Source organism: Pseudomonas sp. P1.31, from assembly GCF_001269815.1.
GTDB classification, from domain to species: domain Bacteria; phylum Pseudomonadota; class Gammaproteobacteria; order Pseudomonadales; family Pseudomonadaceae; genus Aquipseudomonas; species Aquipseudomonas rustica.
In genome coordinates this window covers 411,836-425,255 of the sequence record NZ_LHVN01000019.1, presented here as the reverse complement: position 1 = coordinate 425,255, position 13,420 = coordinate 411,836, and the positions used below count along the sequence as shown (strand labels likewise).

11 protein-coding genes are annotated in these 13,420 nt (G+C 58.6%); 10 read left to right on the top strand and 1 reads right to left on the bottom strand.

What is annotated here, in order from left to right:
* Positions 1 to 78 precede the first annotated feature (78 nt).
* Complete coding sequence (locus AD669_RS12675) at positions 79 to 1,056, bottom strand: NAD-dependent epimerase/dehydratase family protein (RefSeq protein WP_053120187.1); 978 nt, start codon at positions 1,054 to 1,056, stop codon at positions 79 to 81.
* Between the two features lie 604 nt (positions 1,057 to 1,660).
* Between AD669_RS12675 and rfaH the strand changes: the two genes are divergently transcribed.
* The 10 genes from rfaH to AD669_RS12625 all read left to right on the top strand — a co-directional run bounded on the left by rfaH (position 1,661) and on the right by AD669_RS12625 (position 13,419).
* On the top strand, positions 1,661 to 2,194 hold the full coding sequence (gene rfaH, locus AD669_RS12670) for a transcription/translation regulatory transformer protein RfaH (RefSeq protein ID WP_053120184.1): 534 nt from the start codon (positions 1,661 to 1,663) through the stop codon (positions 2,192 to 2,194).
* Positions 2,195 to 2,231: 37 nt separating this feature from the next.
* Positions 2,232 to 3,392 (top strand): outer membrane beta-barrel protein, encoded by a 1,161-nt coding sequence (locus AD669_RS12665; protein ID WP_053120182.1) that lies wholly within the window; start codon positions 2,232 to 2,234, stop codon positions 3,390 to 3,392.
* Between the two features lie 12 nt (positions 3,393 to 3,404).
* Positions 3,405 to 3,938, top strand: coding sequence for a polysaccharide biosynthesis/export family protein (locus tag AD669_RS12660; protein WP_053120180.1), 534 nt, complete (start codon positions 3,405 to 3,407; stop codon positions 3,936 to 3,938).
* Between the two features lie 2 nt (positions 3,939 to 3,940).
* Entirely contained in the window at positions 3,941 to 6,253 is a 2,313-nt protein-coding gene (locus AD669_RS12655; RefSeq protein WP_053120178.1) for a GNVR domain-containing protein, read from the top strand.
* Positions 6,254 to 6,398: 145 nt separating this feature from the next.
* On the top strand, positions 6,399 to 7,790 hold the full coding sequence (locus AD669_RS12650; protein ID WP_053120176.1) for an undecaprenyl-phosphate glucose phosphotransferase: 1,392 nt from the start codon (positions 6,399 to 6,401) through the stop codon (positions 7,788 to 7,790).
* Positions 7,791 to 7,856: 66 nt separating this feature from the next.
* Positions 7,857 to 9,197, top strand: coding sequence for a UDP-glucose/GDP-mannose dehydrogenase family protein (locus AD669_RS12645; protein ID WP_053120173.1), 1,341 nt, complete (start codon positions 7,857 to 7,859; stop codon positions 9,195 to 9,197).
* 13 nt (positions 9,198 to 9,210) lie between these two features.
* Positions 9,211 to 9,915, top strand: coding sequence for a WecB/TagA/CpsF family glycosyltransferase (locus AD669_RS12640; RefSeq protein WP_053120171.1), 705 nt, complete (start codon positions 9,211 to 9,213; stop codon positions 9,913 to 9,915).
* 2 nt (positions 9,916 to 9,917) lie between these two features.
* Positions 9,918 to 11,000: a glycosyltransferase gene (locus AD669_RS12635; RefSeq protein ID WP_053120169.1), complete on the top strand. Its 1,083-nt coding sequence runs from the start codon at positions 9,918 to 9,920 to the stop codon at positions 10,998 to 11,000.
* Entirely contained in the window at positions 10,997 to 12,109 is a 1,113-nt protein-coding gene (locus AD669_RS12630; protein ID WP_053120167.1) for a glycosyltransferase, read from the top strand. Before AD669_RS12635 ends, AD669_RS12630 begins: the two co-directional genes overlap by 4 nt.
* Entirely contained in the window at positions 12,106 to 13,419 is a 1,314-nt protein-coding gene (locus tag AD669_RS12625) for an O-antigen ligase (RefSeq protein WP_053120165.1), read from the top strand. The genes AD669_RS12630 and AD669_RS12625 overlap by 4 nt, the downstream gene beginning before the upstream one ends.
* Position 13,420: the final 1 nt, after the last annotated feature.

Sequence of the window (13,420 nt, the reverse complement as noted above, 5' to 3'; positions counted from 1 at the left end):
ACGGCAGTTCAACTGCCGTCATATCAGCCAGACGAAACTCGCGTGGAGCATTGATATGAACAGCATCACCGCCAAGACTCAAACCTGATAAAACTGGCGATACCACCTGACAAACTCCCCCACGCCCGCCTCGACTTCCACCTGCGGAGAAAAGCCGATCCACTCGGCCAGCGCCGAAACGTCTGCCCAGGTCTTGACGACATCGCCCGCCTGCATCGGCAAAAAGTTGCGATGAGCTTTTCTGCCCAAGGCCCTCTCCAGGCAATCAACAAAGTCCAGCAACGCGACCGGGCTGCCGCGCCCAATATTGAAAATACGGTTGACGCCCGCGGCGTCCTTGGCTGGTAACGGCGGCTTTGGAAACAGTCGGGCGATGCTTTCGACAATGTCATCGATGTAGGTGAAGTCCCGCGCCATCTGGCCATGGTTGTAAATATCAACCGGCAGGCCGCCGAGGATCGCTTCGGTGAATTTGAACAGCGCCATGTCCGGTCGCCCCCAAGGCCCGTAAACGGTAAAAAAACGCAGCCCGCTGGCCTTCAGGCCGTAGAGATGGCAGTAGCTGGCGGCCAGCAACTCGTTGGCGCGCTTGGTCGCGGCATACAGGGAAACCGGCAGTTCCACTGCGTCATCGACCCGGTAGGGTAAGTTGCTGTTGGCTCCATAAACGGAACTGCTCGACGCGTAGATCAGATGCGCGGGTGGGTAATGTCGGCAGGCTTCCAGCACATTCAAAAAACCCACCAGATTCGACTGCCCATACACATCCGGATTATCCAACGAGTAACGAACACCCGCCTGTGCGGCGAGGTGGATAACCTCGCTAAAACCTTCCTCCTCGAACAGCGCCATCAAGGCCGGTTTATCAACAATATCCATCGTTTGGAAACGGAATCCTTTCACGTCGGTCAACTCGTTGAGCCGTGCCTGTTTAAGCGCCACGCTGTAATAGTCATTGAGGTTATCGATGCCTATTACTGTATGGCCCTCCAGAGACAATCGTTTGACCGTGTGATATCCGATGAAGCCCGCAGCACCTGTCACAAGAACGGTCATAGTCCCTGCTCCCATCAATCTGGTAGACGATTAGTTATAACGTCGTTAGGGAAATGACGTCCAGACTTTATATTGACCCCCAACTATGGGGAACCGGCTATCGCATTCTTCCAATAGCCGCGCCCCTTAAATACAGAAAATTTTGTTCGATATGCCAGAAAAAATAAAGAATAAAATCAGCAGCCTATGCTCGAACAAGCTCGTTATTGGACAAATGGCGAGTTTTTTGACTGCTAACGTTTGACAGATTGCACAGGCTGGCCGATAACTACCGAGGTCTCGCTGTATAAGGCGCGAGTTTATATTGACTCGACAAACGGCATTATAGAGACAACGACTTGGCGACACCTCACCCGTACTGCAATATGCAGACCGTGCGGTAGCTTTGTCTCTAAAGAAGTTGGGCTATGCCTTAAACCCAATACGTTGCACACAATAGCGTCACACTCCTCCGCTGTGCACCTTAATGACTCGTTAATTGATTCATTAATGAAACACTTCTCGCGTTACATCATAAAAACAATCTTTTGCCAATGGTCTCTTCATCGCCCTCAAATTGAGCGCCTGCCTGCTTAAACTTTCGATCATTCCAGAGTTTACCAGCATGCCAGTCACCAGCCCGGATCGACCTAATTGGTACTTGTTGCAATGCAAACCCCGCCAGGATGAACGTGCCCACCTGAATCTGCTTCAGCAGAATTACGTGGTCTACCACCCCCAGCTTGTCCGTGAGCGCGTTATTCGCGGGAAACGACAGCGGGTGTCGGAATCACTGTTCCCCGGATATTTGTTTATCCAACTCAGCCGAAATGACAACTGGGCACCCTTGCGCTCCACGCGTGGCGTCAGTCGAGTTGTCGAATTCAATCATGGTCCTGCGACGGTGGCAGAGCACGTCATCGAGCATCTGCGTGGGCGTTGCCTGGCGTCGGAGATGGCGACAGACGAGGCCCTGCGGCCCGGCGAGCCTTTGCAAATCATCAGTGGCCCGCTATCGCCACTCGAGGGTGTCTTCCTCGCTTTGCACGGCAACGACCGCGTAATGCTGCTGCTGCAGTTTCTCAACCGGGAGCAATCGGTCTGCTTGCCACGCAGCGTTATCGAGCGTCAACCGCGCGCCTTTCAGCCCTGCCAATGACGACGTGTCTTTTCTGCCTTTGCTCAGGAGCTTAAACATGGCCTTGAAGTCACGATGCCCTGTCGCACTGATTATGGCCTCTCTCTATCCCGGAATGGCCTGGAGTATTAATCCGCAAGCCATTGATGTGTACGGGTTCGACTTCACGCCATCTTTCCTGTTCTCGGAAAGTTACGACGACAACTTTCGCGAAGTGGAAAACAACAAAAAGTCCTCAATGATCACCAAGTTGGCGCCCACCTTCGAACTCAAGGCCGAAGATCGCAACAGCGCCACGCGATTGATCTGGCAGCCCACTCGCTACATTTATCACGACGAGTCGGATGCCTCGAACACCGCACAGCGCGTGCGCGCGGAAAGTGTCATGGAGTTCACCGATCGCCATCGCCTGAAGCTCGAAGCGGAATACCGCAAATGGGAGCGCACCGAATCGACGGCGGTCGAAGGCATCAACGATAAGCTCAACAACAAACGCGTCGGCGGTCTTTACACCTTTGGCGCCAAGAGCGCGGACAATCAAATCGATGTCGGGGCCAATTACGCCGAACTTCGTTACGACAATGGCGACGGCATCAACGACGACAAAGAACGTGATACCACCGCACTCACCAGCACCTGGTACCACCGTATCGGTAGTAACACCCGAGGCTTGCTGGAATATGACCACACCCATTTTGATTACCTGCAAGCCGACAGTCCGCGCAGCAGTAACTCCGATGCCGTACTGGCCGGTGCCGTCTGGGATTTCACGGCACGCACGACGGGCAAAGTGCGTGTGGGCTATGAAAAAAAGAACTTCGACAACAGCGAATCCAAAGACCTCGACAACCCCACCTGGCAGGTGGATCTGCAATGGAAACCGCGCACTTATTCAACGTTTACCTTTGTCGCCCGCCAGGCACTCGCCGAGGGTGACGATGGCGCGGAGGCAGTGAAGTCGACGTTCACCCAGGTCGGTTGGCGTCATGGCTGGACGGAACGGATCACCACGGTGGCGCAGGCCGGGATCGGCCGTTATGTCTACGAAGGCCAAAGCCGCACCGACAACTTTCAGGACTACAACCTGGCGGTGGTGTACGCGATGCGCCGATGGCTGGACATCGAACTCGGCTATCGATATCGCGACAACGATTCCGATGCCGACGATGAAAGCTTCACCCGCAACGTGTTTCAGATCAGCTTCAACGTCAGCCTTTAAGAGGGTATCGACATGAACAGGCACGGTCTTTTCTTTTTGTTTGCGCTGGCGTTTGTACCCTCCGTTTTTGCTGCGGATCCGGGCACTCAATACAAACTGGCTGCCGGCGATGTCTTGCGCATCATCGTGTTCGGTGAACCGGAGTTGAGTCTGAAAAAGATCCGCCTCAGCGACGCGGGCACCTTTTCCTATCCGTTTCTGGGCGAAATTTCCGCCAAAGGACTGACCCCGGGCCAGGTTGAAAAAATCATCGTGGACGGGCTCAAACAGGGTTACCTGATCGATCCGAAAGTCAGCCTGAGCCAGATTGAATACCGGGCTTTCTACATCAATGGCGAAGTGCAAAAACCCGGCAGCTACCCCTTCGTACCGGGCCTGACACTGGAGAAAGCCATCGCGTTGGGCGGCGGCCTGACCGAGCGGGCCTCGATCAAGCGCGTGACCATCATGCGCGGCGACGGTGGCTCGACCCTCACCGATAACGTTACGCGAAACACCACGATTGCTCCCGGCGACACCATTTCCATTGCACAAGGCTTTTTCTAATCATGGACAACAGCCCTAGCACCTACGTCGAACGTCCTCTCCAAGCGCATCTGCATCAGCAGTACAGCGAAGACAAGGACACCCTGGATCTTCTCAAACTCTGGAGGGTCATCTGGCGCGCCAAATGGGCCATCGGCTGGGGGGTTGTGCTCAGCGCTCTGCTGGCGGCAGCGGTGGTTTCCACCATCACCCCGCAATACATCGGCAGCACCACCCTGCTGTTCAACGATAAAACGCCGCCGCTGATGTCGTTCCAGCAGGTCAAGGATTCCAGCGGCAACGCCACTGATTACTTGCAGACCCAACAGGCGCTGTTGCAATCGCGCGATCTAGCCGAGCGCGCGGTGAAAAAGCTCGGTCTGACCAGCAACCCGATTACCGACCCGCGTCAGCAACCGAAGCCCTGGTTTACGCCGCGCGATTGGCTGGGCGGGCTTGACCTTGACCAATGGATCCCTGGCTGGAGCCGCTTTTTACCGCCCAACGAGGCACCGACTGAGGAAGACGCCTTCAATGAGGTCACGCAAAACCTCATGCTGCACACCAGCGTCAAGTTCGTCGGCAAGAGCCAATTGCTCGAGATCGAGGTCGAGATGCCCGATCCCGCTCTGGCAGCAGCGGCGGCCAACGCATTGGCTCAGGGCTTTACCGACAGCCAGCTCGACACCAGCGAGAAGTCGTCGCAAACCACCACCGCCTGGATGAACACCCGGTTGGTCAAGCTGCGCGACAATTTGCGTGCTGCCGAGAAAAAGCTTCAGGGCTATCGCGAAGAGCAAGGTCTGGTCGACGTTGGCGGGGTGGCCACCATCAGCGCCAATGAACTGGAAATGACCGGTAATCGCATGGTTGATGCCCGGCGTAACCGCGCAGAAGCGGAAAGCGAGTACCGCCAGGCGAAGGCGTTGGGCAACGGCGATCTGAGCCGACTGTCCAGCGTACCGGCGGTCTTGAGCAATCCGTTGGTGCAGAAATTCCAGGCGGATCGCGCCCTCGCCCAAGCCAAGGTTGATGAATTGGCAGGTCGCTACGGCCCCAAACATCCGAGCCTGCTCTCGGCGCAATCCGAACTGCGTACCGCGACCACCAGCCTGCAATTACAGGTGCAGCAAGTGGTGGCCGGCATAGAGCGGCAATACCAACTCGCCACGGCGAGCGAGGCGTCGCTGCGCCAATCCTTTAACAGCAACAAGGCGCAAATTCAGGACATCGCGCGCAAAGAGTTTCAGTTGCGCGAGTTCCAGCGCGAGGTCGACAGCTCACGAGCGCTCTATGAAACCTTCGTCACCCGCTTGAAAGAAACCACTGCCACCGCCGACATGGACTCGACAAAAGTCCGTATCGTCGACCCGGCCATTGTTCCCGTCGATGCGAGCAAACCGCGTAAAACGCTGATCGTCGCCATCGTCGGTTTGATCGCGGCGGTGATCGGTGTCGCGCTGGCACTGCTGTTCGACAGTCTGAGCAACACCTTCAAAACCGACGAGTCGATCGAAAGCATGCTGAACATTCCGCTGCTCAGCGTCGTGCCGTTGGTGACCAAGAAAACCCGCCGGCAACTGGCACGCTTGTTTGCCGACAACGACAACCCGCGCTTTTCCGAGACGATTCGTAATCTGCGCACCTGGTTGATGCTGCAAAGCAGTGAAATGCCTTCGCAGGTTGTTCTGGTGACGTCGACGGTTGCAGGTGAAGGTAAGAGCACCATCGCCACCAATCTGGCCAGTTCCCTGACGTCGCTCGAGCGTGTGCTGCTGATCGACGCCGACATGCGTCAGCCCACGCTCTCGCTGAACTTTGATTTCCCACCGGACAGCCCGGGACTGGCGAATGTCATTGCCGGCACCGCCCGACTCGAAGACTGCATTGTTTCGGTGGGCAATCTGGACATGTTGCCGGCCGGGAAAGTCCTCCCGCCTGCGCTGGACATGCTCACGGCGCCGCGCTTGCCATCCCCTGCCGCTGCGCTCAACCCGGCGTTGCAGCCACCACCGCAGGATTTGCTCAGCTCGCCGCGCATGGCGCGGATGCTGGAGGTGCTGCGGTCGCGGTATCGCCACATCATTATCGATTCCCCGCCTGCCGAGATGATCAGCGACGCGTTGCTGCTGGCCAAGCATTCGGATGCCGTGATCTATGTGGTCAAGGCCGACAGCACGCCAGTCAGCCAGGTTCAGCGGGGAATCGCCATGTTGCAGCAGAGCCAAGTGCCGGTGTTTGGCTCCGTCCTCAACCAGGTGGATCTGCGCAAGGCACGCAAGTACGGCTATCACCACTCCCGGGCGTTCTACGACTACGACTTCGCGCCCAGATAATTGCGGGCTGACACGCCTGCCGCTACGCCCCGTTTCGCCATCACTTATTCGCGTCACCTCTGCCTGACCACGGAACAGCCTGCGGAAGACACCTCGTGTTTGGCCGATCAGCGCTGATGGATAACTGTTGCCTGAGGTTAAGCCCATGACGCCGCTTTATACCGCTCATATGACGCACCGCCGCGGCCTAACGTTCTGGGGCCAGTGGGCCTGTGCGCTGGCGCTGGCCACCTCGCTGCTGATGCTGTTGGTGTATTGGCGCGTCGGCAGCCTGACCAGCGAATACCGCGTCCTGATCATTCTGACCGTGCTCGGTTCAGTGCCGATTTACAGCGTGATGCAGGTCTACCACAAGCGCCATGGACTGTTGGTCGGACTCGGCAGGTTGCTGGCTGGCTGGTTGATCCTGCTGGCCGTGCTCGCCGCGATTGCTTTTAGCACCCAGACCAGTGCGATTTATTCGCGCCAGGTGATCATGATTTGGGCGGTGCTGGGTTTCGTGGTGCAGGCGTTGAGTTTTCTGCCGCTGCATTACTTCGCCAGGCTGCACTCGCGCAGGGTGTGCAACGGGCGTCGTGCAGTGATCATCGGCACCTGCCCGACCGCCCACGAGCTGGCGAAGAAACTCTCCAGACCGAACCGCGCATTGGTGCTGGGCTTCATCGCCACAGCCGATGACAGCGGCCCGGCGCCGAGCATTTTGCCGCTGCTCGGCCACGTCGATGCGATCCGCGAAATCATCACGCGCCGGGAAGTGCGCCGCGTGTATATCGTGCTGACCCTGGCCCATGCCGCGACCATTGAAGCGCTCTACATCGACCTGCTGGACATGAATGTCGACGTCGTGTGGATACCTGATTTTGGCAGCATGATGCTCCTCAACCATTCGATCTCGGAAATCGAGCGAATGCCCGCCATTTACCTCAATGAAAGCCTGATCAGCTCGCACCCTGCCAGCCTGCTTTGCAAGGATCTGTTGGAGCGCAGCCTGGCCACGCTGGCAATTGCTCTGCTCAGCCCGCTGCTGTTGGGCGTGGCGGCCGCGGTCAAACTGACCTCGCCGGGCCCGGTGCTGTTCAAGCAAAACCGCCACGGTTGCAACGGTGAAGTGATCAAGGTCTGGAAGTTTCGGTCGATGCGCGTCCACGACGACCGCGAGGTGCGTCAGGCCACCCGTAACGATGACCGACTGACGTCAATCGGGCACTTCCTGCGCAGCACCTCCATCGACGAGTTGCCCCAGCTGTTCAATGTCGTCTGCGGCCAGATGGCGCTGGTTGGCCCGCGCCCGCATGCCGTCACCCACAACCTCTATTACACCGGCAAGGTGCGCGCCTACATGGCCCGTCATCGTCTCAAGCCGGGCATCACCGGGTTGGCCCAGATTACCGGGCATCGCGGCGAAACCGAGACGGTGGAAAAGATGCAGCTGCGCGTCGCCCAAGACCTCAACTACATCAACCAATGGTCGCTGTGGCTCGACCTGAAAATCCTCCTCAAAACCCCCTTCACGCTGTTTTCGAAAAACATCTACTGACCGCTGCCCGAGCGCTTCAGCCCCTGCCCCTGCGTTGACACCCATCAAACGACCTGAGGTTTGACCATGAATGTGAGCGTATTCGGTATTGGTTACGTGGGCCTTGTTCAAGGCGCTGCACTGGCCGAGGTGGGGCACAACGTGCTCTGCGTGGACGTCGATGTTGCCAGGGTGGAGGCGCTGAAAGAAGGCACGCTGCCCATCTACGAGCCGGGCCTGAAAACCTTGGTGCGCGACAACTTTAAGAGTGGCCGACTGCGTTTCGGTACGGATCTGGCCGCAGCCGTACAACACGGTGATGTGTTGTTGATCGCCGTCGGCACTCCGCCAGACGAGGACGGATCAGCCGACCTCAAATACGTCTTGAGCGTGGCGCAAACCGTCGCGCTGAACATGGATCGTCACCTCATCATCGTCAACAAGTCCACGGTGCCGGTGGGCACGGGCGACCGGGTGCGTGAGTGTGTCGAGCAGGTGCTGGCCGACCATGATCGCGGCGATCTGACGTTCGACGTGGTTTCCAATCCTGAATTTCTCAAGGAAGGCTGCGCGGTCGAAGACTGCATGCGCCCCGACCGAATCATCGTCGGTACCGATAGCCCGCGCGCTGAAGAGGTCATGCGTGAACTGTATGAGCCGTTCAATCGCAGCCGCGAAAAAATCATCGTCATGGACGTGCGCAGTGCCGAACTGACCAAGTACGCCGCCAATTGCATGCTCGCGACCAAGATCAGTTTCATGAACGAAATGGCCTGTCTGGCGGAAAAACTCGGCGCCGACATCGAGAAGGTGCGCCACGGCATCGGCTCTGATCCCCGCATCGGTTATCAGTTTATCTATCCCGGCCTCGGCTACGGCGGCTCGTGTTTTCCCAAAGACGTGAAGGCACTGATCCATGCCGCGACCAGTGTCGACATTGACGCTCGGCTGCTCAAGGCAGTGGAGTCACGCAACCAGGAGCAGAAAGCCAGTCTGTACAGCAAGGTGTTCAACCACTTCGAAGGTCACCTGCGCGGCAAGACCTTTGCCCTGTGGGGGTTGAGCTTCAAGCCCAATACCGACGACATGCGCGAAGCGCCCAGCCGCGTATTGATGGAGGCGTTGTGGCAGGCCGGCGCCAGCGTCCAGGCCTTTGATCCGAAAGCCATGGAAGAGGCCCAGCGCATTTATGGCGCGCGTGATGACCTGACGCTCGCGGGCACCAAGGAAGCCGCGCTGAAAAATGCCGACGCGCTGATCATCGTCACCGAGTGGCAAGCGTTTCGTGCGCCGGACTTCGACCGGATTGCTGAGCAGCTCAAGCACCCGTTGATTTTCGATGGGCGCAATCTGTTCGATCCGCAGCGCTTGAGTAAGCGCGGCTTCACCTACGTATCCGTGGGGCGGCCAACCCCTTCAGTCATCTGAAAGGAGCCACGCCATGTTCAAACTGGAATTGGTCGGGCATTACTCACCGCACTTACTGGACGCCAACCAAGCGTATTCCTTCATCAATTTCGCCTCCATCGGCAGCGTGTTCGAGCAGAACCCGGGCACCATTACCTATTTTTGCGACGGCATGCTCATGTCGACATTCATGTCGCGCGTGACCGGCAGGACGATCGGCCGGGTCAGTTTTGACTTCACCTCGATTGCCGACCGCGTGCTCAGCGGTGCCGAACAACTGGGCAAGCGTGTGTACTTCGTCGGTGCCCGGCAAGCCGAGCTGGATCTGTTCATCCTCAAGATCAAAAGCCTCTATCCGCAACTGGTCATCGCCGGTTATCACCATGGCTATTTCAACGCCGAACAGGCCGAAGGCATAAGGGCTGATATCTGTCGCAGCGAAGCGGACATCCTGATCGTCGGCCTCGGCGCCGGACTGCAGGAACAGTTCGAACAGGATGCGTTGCAGGCAGGCTTTCGCGGGGTCGCTTTTACCTGTGGCGGGTTCATTCGTCAGGAAGCGTTGGCAACGCGGCAGTACTACCCGGCACTGATCAATCGCCTGCATTTGCGCGCGTTTTATCGCATGTACCGCGAGCCCCACACGATCAAGCGCTACCTCATCGATTACCCCAGCAACTTTGTGCAGCTGCTGGCGATGCTGGCCCGGCACAAAGTCGCCATCAGCGTTGGGGAATGACCATGCACATCCTGTTTATCCTCAAGGATTTCAAGTTGGGCGGTGGCGTCGAGCGCGTCCAGCGACGGTTGTCCGAGCAGTTTCTCAAGGATGGCCAGCGGGTGAGCTTCTTTGTCATGAACGGTGAGACGCCGGACACTGAAGGCGATCAGCGTCATCACAACGGTGGTGGCAGTGGCATCGCCGGGTTGATCCGTTCGATCATCCTTTTGCGCCGGCTGATTCATCGCGAGGACGTCACTCATCTCATTTCCGCCAAGGAACAGGCCAACGTCTGCACCTGGTTCGCCACCTTGGGCAGTGCCTGCAAAGTCATCTACAGCCGGCACGTGACGCTCGATAGCACTGAGCAAAAAACCAGCCCTTCTAGCCTGCGCCTGCTCTATGCCTTGTACCTGTGCGGCAGCGGAAAAGTGGTGACGGTTTCCACGGTGCTGCGCCAGTCACTTGTCGACTTGCTGCCTTGGGGTCAGCAGCGCGTCAGCTATTGCCCCAACGCGGTCATCAGCGAGCAACTGTTTCAAGCCGCGCAGGCGCCGCTGCCCGCAGGATTACCCGGCGACTATTGGTTGGCGCTGGGTCGACTGACCGAGCAAAAAGGCTTTCACCTGTTGCTCGATGCCTACGCTTTGGCATTGCACCGCCGGGTGCTGCCGGATCTGGTGATCGCCGGCGACGGCCACTTGCGCGCTGCGTTAGCGGCGCAGGCCCAGCGTCTGGGCGTCGCGCAGCGGGTGCACTTCACCGGTTATTTGCATAACCCCTACCCCCTGCTCCGACACGCGCGCCTGTTCATCCTGAGTTCCCTGCATGAAGGCATGCCGACCGTACTGATCGAGGCCTTGGCGCTGGGCACGCCAGTACTTGCCTGCGACTGCCAGACAGGCCCCAGAGAGCTGCTCGACGGCGGCCGACTGGGCCTTTTGGTCAAGGTCAACGACGTACCGGCACTGGCCGATGGAATGCTCCGAAGCCTGTCAGCGCGGGATGCTGCTGGGCCCAGCGAAACCATGATCACTGACGCCATCCGCCCGTACACCAGTCAGCACGCCGCGCAGGCCTATTACCAGGTGTGGAACCAATGAAAAAATTGCTGATTATCCTGCACGATCTGGGCGCCGGCGGTGCCGAGAAAATGATGACGCGACTGGCCGGCGCACTGGTCGACGCCGGTAACGACGTGACGTTGTTGATGCTCACCGGCGGCGGCGTCAACGCCGCGCACCTCGACCCGCGCGTGAAAAAAGTTGAATTGCACAGCCCGCGCAGCGTGCGTGCGGTGCCGGCACTCGCGCGATTTCTTCGGCGCAATCGCTTTGATGCGCAACTGGCGGCCCTCACTCACGTCAACGTCGTGGCGATCGCTGCGGCTGCACTGTCCGGCACGCTCGCACGTTTGCACGTCAGCGAACGCAATGCCTTTTCCCATGACAAACACGTCAACCCCGCTTTCATGGTGCGCGTCGCTTATCTGTTGGCTCCGTTGCTGTATCGGCTGATACCCAACCCGGTGATCTGCGTCTCGCGCGGTGTCGCGCTGGATCTGGTCGAAACCACCATTGCGCGGCATCAGGACGTGACCACTGCCGACAACCCGGTGCTCGACAACGACTTTCGCGAGAAGACACCGGCGCGGCCCAGCCATCAATGGTTGCGGGAAAAGTCCGGCCCAGTAGTGGTCGCGGTCGGACGCCTGGCGCCGCAAAAAGGCTTCGACACCCTGATCCGAGCGTTCGCCGCGTTGCCGGACAGCCGTGTGCGTTTGATCATTTTTGGTGAAGGCGCGCTCAAGTCTCGACTCGTTGATTTGGCCTGCACATTGGGCGTCGCCGATCGCGTCGACCTCCCCGGTTACACCATCGACCCCTTGGCGGAAGTCGCGGCGGCCGATTGCTTTGTGCTGTCGTCGCGCTTCGAAGGCAGCCCCAACGCGCTGGTTGAAGCGTTGTCGACGGGTACTCCGGTGGTGGCGACGCGCTGCCCCCATGGGCCTCAGGACATTTTGATCGGTGGTCTGGTTGCGCCGCTTGTCGACGTCGACGACCCGCCGGCATTGGCGCAAGCGATTGCCCTGCAACTCGCCACCCCCCGCCATTTTCAACGTCATCTGCGCCTTCAGGCGGCCGCCCGATTCATGAATGCCAAAGCGGTGCAGTCCTACCTCGATGCGTTGCTGGGGAGTCCATCACCGTGAACACACTGGCGATCAGATATTCGACGCTGCGGGATGGCTTCACCCTGTTCGGTGTGCTGTTTTACATCCAGGTGCTCACCTTTATCTTTGGCCTCGGTGGAGGGTTCAATTTCGGCGATGTCGATCGCGACCTCGAGGGCAGCGTTGCCAACCAGGTCTGCGGTCTCATCACCCTGTTGGTGCCGCTGTTCTTCTTTATCCGCAACAAGGTTTTCCTGAGCAAAACCTTTTATCGCAGCAACGTCTTTCTGCTGCTGTTCCTGCTCACGGTGATCGCCTCAATCGGTTGGTCTTACGACCCGATGCTGAGCCTCAAACGCGTCGTCGCGATGCTCAGCGTGGTGTTTTTTGCCGGGTTCATTGCCTACAACTACCCACTGGAAAAAATCACTTTCATGCTCGGCTGTGCCATCGGCGTGGCGGCGTTGATCGGCTTGATACTCGCCGTGGTCATGCCAAGCGTCGCGTTCCTGTCCGGAGGGATCCGCGACGGCGCATTCAAAGGGATTTTTGCCGAGAAGAACGCCGGCGCACGGCTCAACGCGATCGCCATCCTGCTGTTGCTGCCGATGATCCGCAAAGGCAACCGCTGGGCGCTGTTCTGCTCGTTTTTTTCGCTGATCGCCATCCTGCTCGCCCAGTCGGCCACCGGCGTGGCGTTGATCATTTGCGGCACGGCGAGCTACGGCTACTTCCTCACGCTGATCCGCTTGCGTATCAATCGCTCGCAGTGGCTGTTCCTCGGTTGCACCTTGGTGTTCATGCTGTTTTGCCTGCTGCTGTACAACCACATTGCATGGCTGCTGGAGGTGGCCGGCCGCGATCCCTCACTGACTGACCGCACGCTGATCTGGGAGCTGCTCGCGCCGTATGTCGACCAGCAATGGCTCAAGGGTTATGGCTACGGCGCGTTCTGGGCCAGTCCTGATGCCGACGCGTTCATCACGCGTTGGGGTTACATCGGCAACGCCCACAGCGGCTACATGGAAACCCTGCTCAACGGCGGTTTGATTCAGTTGGCGGCATTGGTGTTGCTGCTGGGCGAAGCGCTGCTCAAACAATACCGCGCCGTAACAGCGAACCAGGCCGCACAGTTTCGCGCCAGCGCGCTGGTGATCATCGGTTTGTTCGCCGTCACCAATTACGTGGCGTACGTGATCCCCAACTATCGATCCGCCGAGTTCCTGGTGTTCTGCACCCTCGCTCTGTCCTTTCGGCGTCACCCCGCGACATTCCCCGAGTCATCACCGGCCACCCTGCGTCAGCCTAGCGCTGGCGCCGTATTTCCGCGTGATTCAGCCAAGGCGTAAC